This window comes from Chitinophaga varians (assembly GCF_014529945.1).
GTDB classification, from domain to species: domain Bacteria; phylum Bacteroidota; class Bacteroidia; order Chitinophagales; family Chitinophagaceae; genus Chitinophaga; species Chitinophaga varians.
The window spans coordinates 862,722-882,691 of sequence record NZ_JACVFB010000003.1 but is presented as its reverse complement, the minus strand read 5'-3'; the positions used below and the strand labels follow the sequence as shown (position 1 = coordinate 882,691).

Sequence of the window (19,970 nt, the reverse complement as noted above, 5' to 3'; positions counted from 1 at the left end):
CCATCTGAAAACCTGCAAATATTTTTTCTATATGAGAAATTATACGCTTTCGTTTATTCACAAAACCATCCTCGTGGCTGGAATGCTGCTGATGCTGGGCAGCCGTCTGCTGGCGCAGACCGATATCAGCATCGGCACCAGTACCACGGGGAACAGTGATATCGGATATCCCTGTCCATTACAGGACTACTACGAGGGTAACAGGGCACAGTACCTGTATACCGCAGCAGAGCTTACCGCTGCCGGTATGGGCCCGGGATTTATCAGCGGTATCAAGTTCGTTGTTAAAAGCCTGAACAATGCCGATGTGATCGAACAATATGGTATCCGCATCGGTGGTACTACCGTGACCACCCTCAGCGAAACCAGCTGGGTGCCTGGTACCGTCTCTGTACGTACGCCGGCAGACTATACCATCCTCAGTGGTGTCAACAGCTTCCCTTTCACCAGTAACTTTTTCTGGAACGGAACAGACAACATTGTGGTGGAAGTATGTAGCGGCGCACTCGTCACCGATCCCGGTACGTTCTATTCCCACAACCCGGAAGTGCCCTATACGACCGGTTTGGCGTTTAACGGTTCACATACCTATCGCAGCGACAACGAAGATAACCTCTGCGGTACCATCGAAACCGATAATACCGGCACCATGACCACCCGTCCGGACATCACCTTCTCCTGGATACCCGCCACTGCCTGCACCGGTACTCCCACCGCCGGCACCGCGGTGTCCAGCATGAGCAGCGTATGTCTTAACGGTACTTTCGACCTCCGGCTCACCGGCGCTACCGTAGCTTCCGGACTGACCTACCAATGGCAGCAGTCGGCCGATAACCTTACCTGGACCAATATCACCGGTGCGGATAAAAGCATGCTGACAACCACGCAGACGGCTACTACCTGGTACCGCTGTATTGTTACCTGTACTGCCAGCACACAGAGCGCTACCTCCACCGCCGTCAGCGTTTCTTCGCCTACACTGGTGTCTGGTACGTTTACCATCAACAAGGCGCTGCCTACTTCAGGTACCAACTTCGCTTCTTTCAATGACGCCTATAATTATCTCAAATGCGGCATCAACGGCCCCGTGGTATTCAACGTGGTGGCCGGCAGCGGTCCCTATACGGAACAGCTCTTGCTGAAACCCGTGCCCGGCGCTTCTGCTACCAACACCATTACCTTTAACGGTAACGGTGATACGCTGAGATTCAATGCTACGTCCGCCAACAGAGGTGTTATTCAGCTGGATGATGCCGACTATTTCACCTTTAATAATCTGGTGATCAAAGCGATGGGCAGCGGCTCTTCCGGTTATGGCTGGGGCGTTTTCCTGACCAACGATGCGGACTTCAATACTATCAGTAACTCCACCATACTGGTAGACTCTACGTCTACCAGCAGCACCAACTATGCTGGTATTGTAATCAGCAGCTCGTATTCTTCACCCACTACCTCCGGTGATGCCAAATGTGATAACAACACTTTCTCCTCCAACAAAATTGTGGGTGGCTATTATGGTGTTGTACTCACCGGTAGCAGCACCATGGCTAATATGAGCAATAAGATCATCAACAATACCATTACTGAATTCTACAACTCCGGGGTAAATGCCAGCGGATCATTTAACACGTTAGTAGAGAATAATATCATCAGCAGGCCGGCGCGTGCTAACGTGTCGACCTTCTATGGTATCAATTTCTCTAATCTGAACACCAAAGCCAATATCACCCGTAACCGCATCAGCAATCCTTTTGGTGGTGCGCCTGCCAGCGTGAGCGCCAGTTACGGGATCTATTTCTCCGGCACAGACGCGTTGTCTCAACTGGAGAACGTGGTGTCCAACAACCTGATCTATAACTTCACCGGTAAAGGCGATGCCTACGGTATTTATAACTCCAGCTCAGACAACGTGTGGTACTTCCACAATACCGTTGCGCTGGATGGAACGTCCACCAGCGCCACCACGTATACGGCGCGTGGTTTCTATCAAACCTCCAAAGCCGACGGTATTGAGTTTATCAACAACCTCATCGCGGTAACGCGCGGTGGCGGCGGCAGCAAATTTGCTGTGTATTTCGGTACCACTACCGGTACCATCCATGCCAATAATAACCTGTACTATATGGCCGCACAGGGCGGTACCAGCTTTACCGGTTATTACAATGCCAATCGCAGCACGCTGCTCGACTGGCAGACGGCCTCCCAGCAGGATACCGCTTCTTTGTCGTCCAACCCGCTGTTTGCCGGTGTTGCCTCCGGCAACTATCAGCCTACCAGCGCTTCTATAGATAACAAAGGCCTGCCTGCCGGCATCCTGGTAGATATTAACAGCAATACCCGTAGCACCACTACACCAGACATCGGCGCGTATGAGTTTACGCCTGGTCCGTGTACCACACCGCCCACACCCGGCGACGCTACCGTGAGCACCACACCGGTATGTATCAACCGTAAGGTGGCCCTCAGCCTGATCAATAACAGCATCGGCCTGGGACAAACCTACCAATGGCAAACCGCTACGGCAGCCGCTGGTCCATATACCAACATCGGCAACCCGATGACCAATCCGGATACTACTGTAACGGCAACGGCTACCCTGTATTACCGCGTAGCGGTGACTTGTACCGGCAATACCGCCTACAGTAACCCGGTATTGCTGACCGTAAACCCCGCTTTCCCGGGAGGTACGTATACCATCAATAAAGGCGCGCCAGCCAGCGCGACTAACTTTGTCAGCTTTAATGCCGCCAAAGCAGCCATGGAATGCGGTATCGCCGGTCCGGTGATATTCAACGTGGTATCCGGCTCCGGTCCTTACGCCGAACAGCTGATACTGGATTCCATCGGCGGCATGTCTGCTACCAATACCATTACCTTTAACGGTAACGGCAACACGATCAAGTTTGCGCCAAACGACGATAACGAAAGAGCGGTGATCAAACTGCGCGGCGCTGACTATGTCACTTTCGACAGCCTCGTGATAGATGCCCGCGGCGGTACCAACGGTTATGGCGTACATCTGCTCGCTAACGCAGACAATAACAGGATCACGCATAACCGCATCCTTACGGACAATACTTCCTCCAGTTCCGGTATGGCCGGCGTTGTCATCAACGGCGCTGATGCCAGCACCAGCAGCGGTTCCAATAATCTCTGCGATAACAACCTGGTGCGTGGTAATAATATCAACGGTGGATATTATGGTGTGGTCCTTTACGGTACGACACCTGGTTCTCCTGCCGGTAACCGTATCGACAGTAATGCGATCAGTGAATTCTATTCCTATGGCGTATATCTGTCTAACGCAGAAAATACGGTAGTAGACCACAATGATATCTTCCGGACAGGACGCAGCAGTGTGTCTTATTCCAACTATGGCATCAGCGTGAACAGCAAAGGTGATGGTACGATTATCAGTGGTAACCGTATCCATGGCCTCTTTAACGCCGCTACCACCACTACCAACAGCTTCTATGGTATTGAGTTCAGCAGTGCTGACGCTATCGTCACCAATCCGGCGAAAGTGATCAACAACGTGATCTATGATATCCGTGGAAGTGGTACGCAGCGTGGTTTCTATAACTACAGCAGTGATTTTGTGCTGTATTACCACAATACGGTGGCACTGAACGATGCCGTTAATACCGGCAGCGCCGAAGCCACTGGTATCTATCAGTCCAGCACTGTGGCCGGCGTGGAATTCCTCGATAATATCCTCGATATCAGCCGTGCAGGTACTGGTAACAGAACAGGTATTTATATCTCCTCTTCTGCGGAATTCAAATCCAACTACAACGACATCTTTGTAAAGAGCAGCCGTAATACCGCCTACACCGGTAATAACGGTACCAACTACATAACCCTGGCCGATTGGCGCGCCGGAGCCAAACTGGACAGCAACTCCCTCGCTATTCAGCCGGTATTTGCGGATCCGTCTGTGGGTAATTTCGCACCGGTAATTTCTCCGCTGGATAACAGCGGTCGCCCGGTCGGCGTCACCATCGACATTCTGGGTACAACCCGTAGCACTACCACTCCGGACATGGGTGCTTTTGAAATCAGTATCCCTGAATGTACCTCTCCGCCGGTTGCAGGCAATGCAACGGTAGATCCTATCACGCCGATTTGTATGGGCACCGCCATTAAGCTGGACCTCGCAGGTAACAGCAAAGGTGGCCATCAGACCTACCAATGGCAGGTATCCGCCACTGCCGCCGGTCCGTGGAAATATGTGAGCGATACCCAATACGTGAGTGTTTACAACACCATCGCCGGCACGGAGAAATACTTCCGTTGCGCCGTGGTGTGTAGCAACCGCGATACCGTGTATTCCACACCGGTAATGGTCAACCTCAACGATCCATTGCTGGCAGGTACTTACACCATCAACCCGGCACAGCCTACCAGCGCTACCAACTTCCAGTCATTCTCCGCTGTGGTGTCCAAACTGGAATGCGGCATCGCAGGACCGGTATGGTTCCTCGCTGCCAATGGCACATATACCGAGCAGCTGACGATGCATCATGTCCCCGGCGCTTCCGCCGTGAACAGGGTGACCTTCAGCAGCGCCTCCGGCAATGCGGCGGACGTAACGATTACTTACGCCGGTACCGCGGCCCTGAACTACGTGTTGAAACTTGACAGCGTAGATTATGTGACCTGGCAAAAAATTACCTTTAAACCAACAGGCACTACTTACACCAGAGCAGTAGAGTTTGCGAAGAAAGCATCCTTCGACAGTCTGTCGCTGTGTGCCATCACGCTGCCTGTATCTACCTCCACCGGCACCAACAGCGCCGGCGTATACGCCAATAACTGTATTGGCCTGGGTAACGTGATCACCGGCAATACCATCACCGAAGGTGGTAATGGCGTGTATTGGGTTAACAGCTATGGCGAATTAATGTCTCCGGGTGTGACTATCGACAGCAACACCATCAACCGTTCTTATAACTATGGTGTTTATGCATCGTATGTCAACAGGCTGACGGCGCGTAAAAATATCATCACGCTGAATGGCGCTCTCGCCTCTACCGCCTATGGCATCTATGCAGGTGATTGTGACACCGCGATTACCATCGCCAGAAATAAAATCAATATCAACAGTACTGCGTCCAAAGGATATGCGATCTACCTCAGTTATTGCGATCCGGGAGCAGCTGCCCCTGGCCTGGTGACCGGCAACGAAATATTTGCCCGCACAGCCAACACCGGTGAGCTGAGAGGTATCACCATGACATCTTCCAACACTACTACTGTAAGTAACAACGTGATCAGCATTCATACGACTGCTACCAATTCGTATGGTCTTTACAGTGAGTATGGCAAGAACCTCAATTATCTTAATAATAGTATCCTGAACACTTCCACCAGCACTAACAACAACTATGCGGCTTACTTCTCGCATACGTCGTCCTCTGCTTCTCCGGTGAAAGTGAGAAATAATATCTTCTCTTCCGACGCCGGCCGTACCATGTATGTCGCTAATCCGAACTTCCTGAACAGCGATTACAATACATTGTATACTACCGGTGCTGTATTGGTAAGGCAGAACACACCGGTAGCGTCTTACGCTACACTGGCCGCCTATCGCACCGGTAGCGGACTGGATGCCAACTCCATCGTTTACAAACCGGCCTTCACAGGTACCAATGACCTGCATCCGGTACTGACCGATCCGGAAGTATGGGCTATCCATGGCCGTGGTGTGCAGGTGCCTGGCAACAATACAGACATCGACGGTAACCCCAGGCCGGTGACATTACAGGAAGGCGTGCCTGATATGGGTGCGTATGAATTCCTGCCTACCTCCGTGCCGCCGGCATTACCAGCCTTCCCGGCAGCTCCGGCAGCAGGTGTTACCCAGACATTTATGTTTGGTACCGATACCGTGACGAAGATCACCTGGAACAATGCCACACTGCCGTCTAATATGACCGTGCGTCGCTATTCCGGCGTGAAACCGCCGAATATCGCACCGGGAACGGACTTCATGTATTTCTATACAGACGTGGACGTTACACCGGCCAGCGGCGTGTACGACTTCAATATCCAGCAGTTCTACCTCGACCCATGGCAGGGTTATATCAAACGCCAGAAAGACATCCGGCTGGCGATGACCGACAGCACGGATAAGTGGAAGACCGATTCGCTGAGTAAAGTAGATGATGTCGCCAACGTGATCGTTGACAGCACCCTGCATTATTTCGACAAATTCACCGGCCTGAATGGCGGTACCAACTCACCGCAGCAGCTGCAACCGGCAGATAGCTCCAACAGAGGTACCCGCTTCTGGGTAGGCTATGGCCATCACCAGTTCTTCACCGGCGATAACAGTCAGGAAATGGTGCTGTACCTGAACGCGAAAGACTCTTCCAATGTAACGGTCCGCGTAAATGGTACCTCCTGGGTACGTACGTACCACATCCCGGCCAATAAAACCATCACGACGGAAACGCTGCCTAAAGGCGGTATGAACGACGCCCGTCTGTTGGAAGAAGGCTGGTCCGACAGAGGTATCAGCATCGAAAGTGATGTGCCCATCGTTGCCTACGCACACATCTATGGCAGTGCCTCTTCCGGCGCCACTATGCTGTTGCCCGTAGGTACGTATGGTTACGATTACTACTCGCTGAACTCCAGACAGAATTATGGTACCGATACTTATTCCTGGTTCTATGTGGTGGCGGACTACGACAATACCACAGTGGAAATTACGCCCAGCGTGCCTACACTGGCCGGCAGACCTGCCAACCAGACGTTTACCGTGACACTGAACAAAGGAGAGGTGTATCAGGTATTAGGTGCATTGATGGCGGGTTCTGAAGGATATGACGTATCCGGCTCCCATGTACGCTCCATCGTGAACAGCGACGGTAAATGTTTCCCGGTGGCCTTCTTCTCCGGCAGTAGCCGTACCGGCATCGGATGTGGTAACAGCACGGGATCTTCCGGTGATAACCTCATCCAGCAAAGCTTCCCGTCACAGGCATGGGGTAAAAAATACCTGACGGCACCTACTTCCATCGATGATGATGCCGCCAGCTTTATGACCAACATCTATCGCGTACTGGTAAAAGACCAGGCTACCATCGTGAAACGTAACGGTGTAGCATTGACCGGCCTGATCAACAACCGCTTCTATCAATATGAAAGCAATACTGCCGATTATATCGAAGCTAATCAGCCGGTGATGGTTGCCCAATACATGTCATCCAGCGGATCCTGTGATAACACCTTTGGTGATGGTGATCCGGAAATGATCTACCTCAGCCCGCTGGAACAAGGTATCAAACAAGTCGGTTTGTACCGCAATACCGTTGAGGCTATCAACACCAACTATCTTACCCTCATTATACCAACAGGCGGATTGAGTTCTTTACAGATCGATGGCAGCAACCTGTTTGACCACACTTATGCGCATCCTAACCATCCCGGCTATACGGTAGTGGTGAAAAGGTGGGATGCCGCCGCAGCACAATGTAATGTTGTTGCTGACTCAGCCTTCACCGCTATTACTTACGGTTTAGGCAGTGTGGAAAGCTATGGTTACAACGCCGGAACATTGGTGAAGAACCTCAATATCCTGCCGGCCTTCAGCAACGTGCTGAACCCGTCCAGCGGCAGCAACAACACGTATACCTGTGCGAAAACACCGTTCCGCTTCTCTATGCTGATACCGGTGAAACCCACCACGCTCACCTGGAAACTGAGCAGCGTGAAGAACCTGACGCCTGCTGTAGACGTGGTACAGAACAATCCGGTGCCTAAAGATTCACTGATAGCCAACGATCGTACTTACTATCGTTTTGTACTGCCGGATGAATATGTGTTCTCTGCACCGGGTACTTATAACATACCCATTCTGATCTCTCATCCGGATATCGAAAGCTGTAACAACAGCTTTGAGGCTATCCTCACCATGAAAGTAATACCCGCGCCGGTGGTGGACTTCACCAGTGCATACTCCGGTTGTGTGGGCGATGTGGCACAGTTCACCGGTAACGCTACTACCAGCAACAATGTGGGTATCAGCAGCTGGAACTGGAATTTCGGTGACACCACTTATGGCTACCGGAAAGACACTACCAAACAATTCAAATATCCGGGTATCCACAAAGTGAAACTCAGCATCGTAGCGGCAGAAGGATGTATCGGTGATACCACGAAAGAAGTGGAAGTATATACACCAGGCGTTGCTGCCATCGTGAAAGACTCCATGACCGTGTGCACCGGCAGTGATGTATCGCTGGCCGTGAAAGATCCGGAAGCAGGCGTGCTGTACAACTGGTACGATGCGGCAACAGGTGGTAACCTGCTCTTTACCGGCAACGTATACACGATCACCGGCGTGACTGTCAGCGGTACCTACTACCTCGAAGCCATCAACCATGGCTGTCCGGGTGCTACCCGCGCCAAAGCAGTAGTGCACGTGCTGCCCTTACTGACAGCACCTGTGGTGAGAGTAGATACCGTCGGCGTAAACCTGATTCGCTTCAGATGGGATAAAGTACCGAATGCTACCGGCTATGAAGTATCTATCGATGGTGGTCTTACCTGGACATTGCCATCATCCGGAAGAGAAGGGCTGGAACATTTGATCACTGGTTTGCAACCTTCCCAGAGCGTGAAACTCCTTGTGAAAGTGAGAGGTTGCGAAGACAAAATATCTGATCCGGCCGAAGGCAAAACCCTGCCGGATGGTATCTACATCCCTAACACGTTCACACCGAACAACGATGGTAAGAACGATGTGCTGAAAGTGTATGGTTATATCATCAACAAAATACACATCGCCATATTTGATCAGTGGGGTGAAAAAGTGTTTGAGTCCAACAGTCAGGATATAGGATGGGACGGTGCTTACAAAGGCAAAGCCATGCCTTCCGGTGTGTACATCTATGTATGTCACCTGGTACTGAAAGACGGTTCAAGTGTAGAGAAAAAAGGTGTGATCAACCTGATCCGATAATCAAAAAAAAGTGAAAGAAGATGAAGTACTTGCTTGCTTTCATAATTACAGCTGCGTTGCTGCATGGGGGAATAACCCATGCAGCAGCCCACAGCTGTCGGCAGGGAATAGACAGCCTGATTAACAGCGCCCGGTCTATCACTGCTTATCCTAATCCGGCCTCGGTAGCTGTGCACGTGAAATCAGTGAAAGACCTGCGTGAGCTGGTCATTTACGGGGTGGACGGCAGGCAGGTGAAGAGGATCGCCACACCTGGAAAAGACCATATGGTGCAGGTTTCCGGACTGGCGCAAGGGCCTTATATGTTACGGGCCTTATTTGAAGATGGGACAAGAACGTCAAAGATGATCATCAAACAATAATCATTTCAAGATGAAAAATTGTACAAGATGTTAACCAAAATCACTCATCATCCTGCCAGCCAACGGCTACAGCGATGTCTCATAACCATATCTGTGTTAGTGTTGCAGTTCGTAGCCTTTAGTTCGCACGCCCAGAATCTTTCCAATAAAGGGAAAGACTTCTGGGTTGGCTACGGACATCACCAGTTCATGGAGCCAGGTGGGGGCAATACACAGGAGATGATCCTGTACCTGAGCGCCGAACAACCCGCGACGGTAACTGTGAACATCACCGGTACCGCCTGGACACGGACTTATAACATCCCTGCCAACACGGTGATTGCTACCGACCTGATACCTAAAACAGGCGCCAACGATGCCCGCTTGTATTCACCACCGCCATCTTTCGGTGGTACGGGCGGTGAAGGCACCTTTACCAACAAATCGATTCATGTTCACAGTAATGTGCCGATTGTAGCCTATGCGCATATTTTCGGCAGTGCCTCTTCCGGCGCTACTATGCTGATGCCGGAAGAAACATGGGGCTATTCCTATATTTCTGTGAATAGCCAGCAGGACTACGCCTCCGATTGTTTTTCCTGGATGTTTGTGGTCGCCAACCAGAACAATACCGTAGTGGAAATCAAACCCTCGGTGCTGACCCGTAATGGCCGTGCTCCGGGCGTTCCATTCACCGTGACGCTTAACCGCGGTGATATCTACCAGTTGGTAGGTGCCTCCCTCGGTGGCTCGCAAGGCCGTGAATTAACGGGCACCACGGTGAAGTCTATCGGTAACTCCGCGGGAGAATGTTACCCCGTAGCGGTATTTTCCGGTAGCAGCCGTACGTCCCAATCATGTACCAATAGCGGTGGCAGCGGTGATAATAATATTCAACAGGTGTTCCCTTTCCAGGCATGGGGGAAACGTTACCTGACGGCGCCTTACTCGCATTCGGCCACCCCTACTTCCAATCAGACCTCGATGTATAAAGTAGTGGTGAAAGACCCGACGACCAATGTAAAACTGAATGGGAGTCCTATACCGGGCGGATTGATTGCGGGTTCTTACTATGCATTTAACAGCAAAACGGCGGATTATATTGAAGCCGACAAACCTGTACTGGTAGCCCAATACATGCCGTCGTCCGGCTCCTGCGGCAACACTGATCCGCTGGGTGATCCGGAGATGGTTTATCTCAGCCCGATTGAACAGGCGGTGAAAAGAACAGGTTTCTATCGTAATAACCGCGAGTTTATCACCGTCAACTACCTGACGCTGATCATCCCTACCGGCGGTCTGGGCTCCCTGTTTATCGACGGCAGTCAGACGTTCAATACCACCTATCCGCATCCCAATATGCCGGGTTATACCGTGGTGGTGAAACGCTGGAATGCCGCGCAGGCACAATGTATCGTGACCAGCGACTCGGCCTTTACCGCTACTACCTATGGACTGGGCAGCGTGGAAAGTTATGGCTACAACGCCGGTACGCTGATCAATAACCTCAACGCAGTGGGTTCTATTCACAACGAACTTGATACTTCCAAAACCAAGAATGATTTTACCTGTACACAAACACCGGTAGAGCTGTCTATCCTCATGGCTTATAAGCCCACCAAAATGGTGTGGAAACTGAGCCTGCTGGGCGCGGCCATTACACCCAACGCTGACGTCACGGTGAATGCACCGGTGCCTGTGGCTACCGTGGTGATCAACGGTATCACCTACTATAAGTATACCTTGCCGGGTTCATATAAATTCACCAACACCGGAGAATTCGATATCACGGTGATGTCTACCCACCCGTCTATTGAGAATTGTACCAATACGGAAAAAGTAGGGTATACGATTTCAGTGAAAACCAAGCCCCGCGCGATATCCAGTTATACCTACAGTGGCTGTACACTGGACAGCGCCATCTTCAAAGGAGAAAACAATCAGCCCGATTATAAGATAGACCGCTGGAAGTGGGAATTCCCCGGTCCGGCGCTGGACAGCGGCATAGAAGTACATCATGCGTTCCAGCCAGGACAAGCCAATGTGAAGCTGACAGTAATTTCTACTGATGGCTGCGTGGGCGATACCGCCTTCCAGGTGACTGCGGCGGCCAAGCCGGTAGCTAATTTTACCAGTGACGTACCAGCTTTGTGTGAAGGCGCTCCTGTGAAGTTGACCGACAATTCTACCTATGGTGGAACAGCTCCGTTAAAAGAGTGGTACTGGGATTTTGGTAACGACTCTGTGAAGAAAGCTACCACCAATGGGTCGGAGTCCATGACCTATCAGGGTTTTAAAACTTATACCGTTAAACATGTGGTGAAAGTGAGCGACCTGTGTATCAGTGATACTGCCACCCAAACCATTACTGTATACGCGAAGCCGCATGCTGCCTTCACTTTCCCCGGCAACTGTTTGCCGGTAGATGGTATCGTGCAGTTTAACAGCACCGCCACTGTGCCCGACGCGCAGACCCTCGCCGGGCACAGCTGGGATTTCGGTGACGCGAACGCTACGCCCACTAATCCAAATACTTCGCTGTTGGCATCACCTACACATGCCTATACGAAGTTTGGCACCTATACCATCAAATATCAGGTAACTACCGATAAAGGCTGTACGAAAGATACCACCGTTACCGCCAGCTTCAAACTGAAGCCTCAACTGGCGTATGCACCGGTGACCGGTGTATGCGTGAACGTGAAGGGAACTATCAAAGTGGCTAATGCCACCGTACAGAACGGCGTGACCGGCAAAGGCTACTATAAAGGCCCGGCCACCGACTCCTCCGGTAACTTTACGCCTTCCGTGGCCGGTGCGGGCACTCACAAGGTGTGGTATGTATTTGACGCCAGCACCGGTTGCTCGGACTCTGTGGCTACAGACATCGTCGTATATCCCAAACCTACGGCTGTCTTTACCGCTACGGCCAACGTCTGCCTCGGCCAGCCTGCCGTCATCACCGACCAGTCCACCATCAGTGGCGGCGTTATCAACACCTGGAAATGGGATGATGGCAAAGGCCAGCAAACACAAGCTACCAACAACAGTCCGTTTAATATCCTCTATACTGCCGATGGGAGCTATACCGTGAAGCTGGTAGCTGTCAGTGATCAAAACTGTATCAGCGATACCGCTGCCATGCCCGTAGCTGTGCATCCGCTGCCGGAAGTGAATTTCCAGTTGCCCGCTTCCGTGTGTATGCCGGAAGGTAGCGCGAAGTTCACCAACCTCACAACGATCAAAGACAACTCAGTGCTCACCTGGCAGTGGAACTTCGGTGACGGCAGCGCTACCTCCGCCTTAAAAGACCCGCTGCATAACTACACCGCTTACGGTCCTTTCGACGTGGTGCTCTCCGCTACTTCCGCCTTCGGTTGTAATGCGCAGGCCACCAAACGGATAGAAGCGTTCTTTGGTCAACCGGTGGCATCCTTTAAAGTTTCTCCGGACACGCTGTGTCAGGGAACGGACAACACATTCACAGACCAGAGCACGGATGCTAAAAGCAATATCACCACCTGGTCATGGGAGTTTGGCGATGGTTCTACCTCCACCGCACAGAACCCGGTGAAGAAATATACCTCGCCCGGCGAATACGGCGTACAGCTGAAAGTGACCAATGCCGCGGGATGTACGTCAGCACCTTTCAGCAGCAAAGTGGTGGTGTACCTGCAACCTGTTATCGATGCAGGCCAGTCGTTTGTTGTGCCGCAGGGAACAGTGATCACTTTCAGGCCTACGGCCAATGATTCCGTGAACCTGAAGTTCCGTTGGGAGCCAGCGGCCGACTTCCCGAATCCGACGTTGCTGTCGCCTTCTATCCCGGCACTGCACGATCAGATTTATACGCTGACGGCGATCGGCAAACACAACTGTACCGCTACCGATCAACTGTCTGTTAAAGTGCTGAAACCAGTGGTGCCGCCCAATGCTTTCTCTCCCAATGGCGATAATATCAACGATAAATGGGTGATCCATAACCTGAGTGATTATCCCGATAGTAAAGTGGAAGTATTTAATCGCTATGGTCAGCGGGTATACGAGTCGAGCGGTTATGCACAGCCCTGGGATGGCAGCTTTAAAGGTAATCCGCTGCCGGTAGGTACTTACTACTATGTCATCACCCTGCGTAACGGATTTGCGCCGCTGTCAGGGTATGTGGCCATCATCAGATAACGAACATTATTCACATAAAACACGGACACAAAATGAGAACTAAAATTGCAACATGGCTCATGTCAGTGACAGCCTTCTTCGCCTGCTCAAAGGTGATGGCCCAGGCTGACCCGCATTTCTCGCAGTACTATACTTACCCGTCGTGGCTTAATCCCGCCCTCACCGGCGCTTTCGACGGAGACTATCGCATCGCCGCGATATATCGCACCCAGTGGGGAAATATCAGCCCTTTTAAAACATACGGTATCACGGCGGAAGTGCCGACCGCCAAAAATATCAATTTCGGGGCCAGCGTCCTGAATCAGGCAGCCGGTGACGGTGGCTATAACTATACCACCGGTTATGTGAGCGCCGCTTATACCGGCGTGAAGCTGGACGCAGCCCATTATCATCAGCTCAATTTTGGCCTGCAACTGGGATTTATCCAACGCCGCTTTGATCCTTCCAAGCTCACCTTCGGTGAGCAATGGAACCCGGTGACGGGTTATAATCCGGGTAACCCGGTAACGGACATACTGACCAGGACTTCTTCGCTTTCTTTTGATGCCGGCGCCGGCGCCCTCTACTACGATGCTACACCGGGCAAGAAGTTCAATATCTATGGCGGCTTCTCCGTGATGCATCTCACCCGTCCGCAGGACCAGTTTGCTGCTAAGGGCGATGCACGTTTCCCGATGCGCTTTAACGTACATGGCGGTGTGAAACTAACGTTGTCGGACATACTGAGTATTACGCCCAACTTCCTGTTTATGGCGCAGGGACCGGCGCAGGAAAAGATGATCGGCGCCTATGGGCAGCTGAAAGCCGCCCCTGAAACAGATTTTCTTCTTGGGCTGAACTACCGTTACAAAGATGCCTTCACTACCCACGCTGGTTTTATTTACAAAACCATGATGCTGGGCGTGAGCTACGATATCAACACATCTGACCTGAGCAAGATGGCCCGCGGTTCGAACAGCTTTGAAGTATCACTCACATTTATCGGACGGAGGAAGGTGAAGACACCGGAAGTGGAATTTGTGTGCCCTCGTTTGTAATTCATCTCTACATGTAACAGACATCTCATGAAAAAAATATTCTTTACCGCATCCGTGTTACTGGCCACTATGACGCTACAGGCGCAGTTTACCTACGATTACCTGAAAGCCGCCGATCAGTACTATAAAAAAGAAGATTACAATTCCGCTGTACAGTATTATGAAAAATACCTCGGCACCAGAACTAAATCCTTCCGGAAGGATTCCTATAAACCTTATGCGGCAGTGAATGCCAGTCGTAAGAACATGGTACCGGTAAGCAGTGAGCAACAGGCAGTATATAAACTGGCAGAAAGCTACCGCAACCTGCATAACTATGAAAAAGCGGCGCCTCACTACGAAAATGTACTGGAAGCAGACAGAAAGAATTTCCCGCTGGCTGCCTACTATTATGCTGTTTCACTGCGTGCCCTCGGCAAATACGAGGAAGCGGAGAAGGCCTTCCATAGCTTCCTCCAGGGCTATGGCTCCAAAGACAGCTACAGTATTTCCGCCGAACGGGAAGTCAATAACCTCGCATTTATCAATGCCCAATTAAAACGGTCTGACCTTTCCCTCTATGAAATACGTAAAGCGCCGGCTGCGCTGAATACCACAGGCGCCAGCTATGCGCCGCTCTGGACAGCTGATGGCGCGTTGCTGTTTACCTCCACCCGTCCGGACCCTGCCAAAAACAAGGGGTTCATTAACAGGGTGTACACCGCTGACTATGCCGACGGGCAGGCTGCCAACATCCGGTTGCTGCCGGTTGCCCAGCCTGAATCGCTGCACCAGGGCGCTGTCAGCATCAGCCCTGATGGACAGCAGTTGTTCATCACCCGCTGGCAAATAGATCACGGGAAAAAAATCACCGCTATCTGGGTATCCCGTAAAGCCGGTAACAGCTGGGGAGAACCTGCGCCCCTGGACGCGGTGATCAATGTGCCGGGCAGCAACACGCAGCAACCTTTTGTATTGCCTGATGGCAAACACCTGCTGTATGCCAGCGACCGTCCCGGCGGACAAGGCGGCTTTGACCTGTGGTGCGCCACACTGGACGAAGCGGGTAAGCCGGTGAGCACCGTCAACCTCGGCGAAGTGATCAATACCGCAGATAATGAGCAGGCGCCTTATTACCATACCGCCACCCGCACGTTGGTGTTTTCCACAGACGGCCGGACCGGCATGGGCGGCTACGATTTTTTCAGCAGCAGGGGAGAAGTAGGCAGCTTTCAGACGCCGGTGAATATGGGATATCCGGTTAATTCTGTGAAAGACGATATCTACTTCGCCAGCCGCAGCAACAACCGCAATCTGCTCGACGACGTGCTGCTAGGCACAGACAGAGCGGCAGAATGCTGCCTCGAACTCTTCTTTCTGCATAAAACCCGTCCGGCGCGGCAGCTCAGCGGTATCGTGGTGGCTTGTAACAGCAACACGCCAGTAGCCGGTGCAGAAGTACGTATCATCGATACCGTTAGCCATCAGGTGATCACCACCCGCAGCACCGGCGCTGATGGCAGCTATGCCTTTACGTTGAACGAATACCAGCCGCTGGTAGCCGTGGCTAACGCTGTCGGTTATACGCAGGGAACACAGCATATCGGTGTGCCACAGAATGAAGATACCGTGGCCATCACAGCACCGGAACTGTGCCTTACCCCGATAGTGCCGCCACCATCACCGGTGACACTGGAGAATGTGTACTACGATTACGACAAAGCGACGCTCAAAGAGGAATCATTTGCTTCCCTGGATAAACTGGTAACCCTGCTGCAGGCCAATCCTGCCATGGAGATAGAACTGAGCGCGCATACCGACGGCAAAGGCAGCAACCGATACAACCAACGTCTCTCCGAAGCCCGTGCCAAGAGCTGCGTAGACTACCTCGTGGAAAAAGGGATAGACCCTCATCGCCTTACCCACAAAGGTTACGGTGCATCCATGCCAATAGAGCCCAACACGCTGCCGGATGGATCAGACAATCCGGAAGGAAGACAGAAGAACAGAAGGACCACTTTCACGATAACGAAGAAATAAATGCGGGCCTGTTTTTAACCTAAAACATTGAGTCATGAAAAAGTTTGTGTTAACTGGTCTGATAGGATTGATGGCGATGTGGGTGCAGGCGCAGCAACAGCCGCACTATACACAGTATATCATGAATCCTTTCATCATCAATCCTGCTGTGGCAGGAATAGAAAATTACTGGGACCTGCGCCTGAGCCACCGGCATCAGTGGGCAGGGTTGAATGGTGCGCCGGTGACTACCTATCTGACGGTGCACGGGCCGTTGCGCAAATCGGACTATAGTAATGCCTCGCCTACCGGCTTTGAAATGCCCGGTGAGAACCCACGGGGCAAAGCTTACTGGCGCGACTATACGACGCCTCCGCCACATCCCGGCGCGGGGTTGACGATCCTGAATGACAAGGCAGGGCCGCTTAACCGCTTCTCCATCAGTGCCGCCTATGCGCATCATATCAACCTGTCGCCCAGGACCAGCCTGAGCGCGGGCCTGTCGCTCGGTATGCAGCAGGTAAGCCTCGATGCCAGCAAAGTAGGGTTCCTGGACCCTAACGATCCGGCCATCGGCGGTACCGGCATCCTCAACCGCTGGCGCCCGGATATCGGCGCCGGCCTGTGGCTGTATTCAGCCGATGTTTTTGCAGGTATCTCTGCCCAGAACATCATCCCGCAGAATATCGGTTACGATAACGGAAAACTGGTCGGCGATAGCGTATACCGCGGTAAGCTGGTGCCACATCTCTTTTTCACGACAGGCTATCGCTTATGGATAAACGATGACATCAACGTGCTGCCCTCTGTGATGGTGAAGTTCATTACCGCGATGCCGGTCAGCGTGGATGTAAATGCCCGTATGATGTACCGCGACCGGCTCTGGGTGGGAGCATCCTACCGGTTGCACGATGGTGTGGCGGGCATGTTTGGGGTGAACATCAACTCCACCTTCAATATCGGTTACTCCTACGACTATACGGCGTCTTCGTTAAATACCGTCAGCAAAGGATCACATGAGATCATGATCGGTTTCCTGCTGGGTAACAAATACGGAGATACCTGTCCGCGGAACGTATGGTAAAAAATCAATCAAAATAAACACTTAAATCCAAACTGTAATGATCAAACAAGTAATGCGTTGCATGCCCTATGCACTGGTTCTTTCTGCTGTAGTATTTTTCATGTCCTGCTCTAAGGATGGTCCTGCCGGCCCTGCCGGTCCTGCTGGTAACAATGGCACGCAAGGTCCGCAAGGCCCTAAAGGTGATCCAGGTGATCCCGGTTCCGCCAATGTTATTTATTCCGGCTGGCTGGATGTTCGTTTTCAGGGGGCTCAGACATCTACGAACCCTGATGGTAGCGTGGATACTATATTGTATGCCGCGGCTATCTCTGCGCCTAAACTGGATTCGGCGGTATTGGCCAACGCCCTGGTAAATGTGTATATCAATCTGGGCACTGCTTCGCAGCAGAGCATTGTGTTGCTGCCTTATACCGATGAATACGGAACGCTGATCCGTTATGTGGCAGCTTCCAAATCCATCAGCCTTATTTCTAATGGTAATCCCAGTACCCAGACAACGTCGACTGGTAAACGTTATCAGTACCGTTATGTGATTGTTCCGGGCGGTGTAACTGCTCGTTCTGCCAGCAGTCTGGACTGGAAAAATTATAGCCAGGTTCGGCAAGCGCTGAATCTGCAAGACTAGGTTATTTACTCATAGCCTCCAGCATATAGAAATAATGGTCTCCCTGTCGAGGGAGACCGTTTCCTGAACTTATTTTTTAACGCTTGAAACCTGTGTATGAACAAGTATTCTGATTTTACCGACCACGAACTCATTCGCTTGTATATAGACGGCGATAACCATGCGTTTACGACGTTGGTGCATCGTCACAAAAACAGATTGTATACAACTATCGTACTGCTGGTACGCAACCGCGATCTGGCAGAAGATATTTTTCAGGAAGTTTTCATCAAGATTGTCAACGCGCTGCACAGTGGACAATATGCTGACAACAACCGCTTCCTGGCCTGGGCCGTACGGATTGCCCACAACTGCTGCATCAGCCATTTCCGTAAAGCCAGCGCCTGGGGTAAAACCATGGTGGCGCCCTATAATGATGAAATGGGAGATAGCCTGGACCTGATGGAACACAGCGCAGAACATCACCTGATCACACATGAAACCAATCAGGAGATAGGCGCCATGCTGGACCAGCTGCCAACGGTGCAGCGCGAAGCGGTGATCTTACGCTATTATGCAGACCTGAGTTACAAAGAGATGGCGCAAACCATCGGTATCAGTATCAATACTGCCCTGGGCAGGGTACGCTACGCGATCATGAACCTGCGGAAACAGATGTTGGTAGAAGAGGCCTGACACCCGGTATTAATTCAGTGTATTTATCAGGTTAACCACTACTTTAATCATCATGTCCATTTCGTCGGCTTTACTTTCTGCAATCATCAGCGTCATGGCTACGAGTGCGTTGTCCGCGATACGTTTGGACCCATCTCTTCGGTAGAGCAAACTATTTCTTCCCATAAACCAGACAAACAGAAAAGCAGCGATACGCTTGTTGCCATCTGAAAAAGAGTGGTTTTTCACCACGAAATATAACAGGTGCGCTGCTTTCTCTTCTACACCGGGATACAACTCCCTGCCGTCGAATGTCTGGTAAATGACCGCCAGTGAACTGCGGAAAGAATCATCTTTTTCGTTGCCAAACAGGCTACTGCCTCCAAATTTGTCCTTCAGTCCATGGATGGCTTCCATGGCTGCCGGATAGGTAATGTGGAAAAGATTGTCCGCTGTAGTGCCGATAGTCTGCAGCCGCTGATGGTCATATTGGTCGAGTATATCTAACGCGTGCGCATAATCGGTCAGCACCTGTTGTAAGGCCGCGGCCTCGTCTTGACCGGTAGGAGCGGATGGTGCCGTCTGCATCAGCCGCGTGCGGATGGTTTTGGTTACCCATGTCCGGAATTCAATGGTGCGCCTGGATCTAATACGATAAGCTACCGCAATGGCGATATCCAGCGCATAATCATCGGCACCACTATTGGTGAGGGCTTCATCGGCTTCCCCTTCCAGATAAATATCATTGATCTGAAGGCGGATATTGTCTTCAGATTGACGAAATAATATCGCTATCTGTCTTGGTGTGAGCCAGATATTGTTGTGTTTTAATTGAATCTCAACGGAAGTGAGCTCTGTGTCTGTTTGATAGACAAGGGCAGGGTTATTACCTGTGGTTGTAATGTGAAACATGGCTTTTCTCTTTTGGGTTAAAAAATATATAGATGATTTGCAAATATATATTAAGAAAATATTTATTTATGGTAGTGTGAAATGAACTGACAAGGATTCCTTGTCGGTTCAATTATGGCGGTTTACTTCATCATTTTCGTGAATCGAACTGTCAAGTATTACTTGA

9 protein-coding genes are annotated in these 19,970 nt (G+C 51.4%); 8 read left to right on the top strand and 1 reads right to left on the bottom strand.

The window, feature by feature from the left end:
- Positions 1-31: 31 nt before the first annotated feature.
- The 8 genes from ICL55_RS17985 (at position 32) to ICL55_RS17950 (ending at position 18,913) form a co-directional block, all read left to right on the top strand.
- Positions 32-8,971, top strand: a complete 8,940-nt coding sequence (locus ICL55_RS17985; protein ID WP_188099753.1) for an Ig-like domain-containing protein — start codon at positions 32-34, stop codon at positions 8,969-8,971.
- 20 nt (positions 8,972-8,991) lie between these two features.
- Entirely contained in the window at positions 8,992-9,333 is a 342-nt protein-coding gene (locus ICL55_RS17980) for a T9SS type A sorting domain-containing protein (protein ID WP_188099751.1), read from the top strand.
- A 27-nt stretch (positions 9,334-9,360) separates the two neighbouring features.
- Positions 9,361-13,491: a PKD domain-containing protein gene (locus tag ICL55_RS17975; protein ID WP_188099749.1), complete on the top strand. Its 4,131-nt coding sequence runs from the start codon at positions 9,361-9,363 to the stop codon at positions 13,489-13,491.
- Between the two features lie 32 nt (positions 13,492-13,523).
- On the top strand, positions 13,524-14,528 hold the full coding sequence (locus tag ICL55_RS17970; protein WP_188099747.1) for a PorP/SprF family type IX secretion system membrane protein: 1,005 nt from the start codon (positions 13,524-13,526) through the stop codon (positions 14,526-14,528).
- Positions 14,529-14,555: 27 nt separating this feature from the next.
- Complete coding sequence (locus ICL55_RS17965; RefSeq protein ID WP_188099745.1) at positions 14,556-16,547, top strand: OmpA family protein; 1,992 nt, start codon at positions 14,556-14,558, stop codon at positions 16,545-16,547.
- Between the two features lie 34 nt (positions 16,548-16,581).
- Positions 16,582-17,610 (top strand): PorP/SprF family type IX secretion system membrane protein, encoded by a 1,029-nt coding sequence (locus ICL55_RS17960; protein ID WP_188099743.1) that lies wholly within the window; start codon positions 16,582-16,584, stop codon positions 17,608-17,610.
- A 37-nt stretch (positions 17,611-17,647) separates the two neighbouring features.
- Entirely contained in the window at positions 17,648-18,238 is a 591-nt protein-coding gene (locus ICL55_RS17955) for a hypothetical protein (RefSeq protein WP_188099741.1), read from the top strand.
- A 96-nt stretch (positions 18,239-18,334) separates the two neighbouring features.
- Complete coding sequence (locus tag ICL55_RS17950) at positions 18,335-18,913, top strand: RNA polymerase sigma factor (RefSeq protein ID WP_188099739.1); 579 nt, start codon at positions 18,335-18,337, stop codon at positions 18,911-18,913.
- Between the two features lie 9 nt (positions 18,914-18,922).
- Here ICL55_RS17950 and ICL55_RS17945 read toward each other — a convergent pair whose 3' ends face one another.
- Entirely contained in the window at positions 18,923-19,804 is an 882-nt protein-coding gene (locus ICL55_RS17945) for a type II toxin-antitoxin system death-on-curing family toxin (RefSeq protein ID WP_188099737.1), read from the bottom strand.
- Positions 19,805-19,970 lie beyond the last annotated feature (166 nt).

Excerpts from the sequence above, each read along its gene's own strand:
- ICL55_RS17985 (WP_188099753.1), top strand. The coding sequence starts at position 32 with ATGAGAAATTATACGCTTTCGTTTATTCACAAAACCATCCTCGTGGCT.
- ICL55_RS17980 (WP_188099751.1), top strand. The coding sequence starts at position 8,992 with ATGAAGTACTTGCTTGCTTTCATAATTACAGCTGCGTTGCTGCATGGG.
- ICL55_RS17975 (WP_188099749.1), top strand. The coding sequence starts at position 9,361 with ATGTTAACCAAAATCACTCATCATCCTGCCAGCCAACGGCTACAGCGA.
- ICL55_RS17970 (WP_188099747.1), top strand. The coding sequence starts at position 13,524 with ATGAGAACTAAAATTGCAACATGGCTCATGTCAGTGACAGCCTTCTTC.
- ICL55_RS17965 (WP_188099745.1), top strand. The coding sequence starts at position 14,556 with ATGAAAAAAATATTCTTTACCGCATCCGTGTTACTGGCCACTATGACG.
- ICL55_RS17960 (WP_188099743.1), top strand. The coding sequence starts at position 16,582 with ATGAAAAAGTTTGTGTTAACTGGTCTGATAGGATTGATGGCGATGTGG.
- ICL55_RS17955 (WP_188099741.1), top strand. The coding sequence starts at position 17,648 with ATGATCAAACAAGTAATGCGTTGCATGCCCTATGCACTGGTTCTTTCT.
- ICL55_RS17950 (WP_188099739.1), top strand. The coding sequence starts at position 18,335 with ATGAACAAGTATTCTGATTTTACCGACCACGAACTCATTCGCTTGTAT.
- ICL55_RS17945 (WP_188099737.1), bottom strand. The coding sequence starts at position 19,804 with ATGTTTCACATTACAACCACAGGTAATAACCCTGCCCTTGTCTATCAA.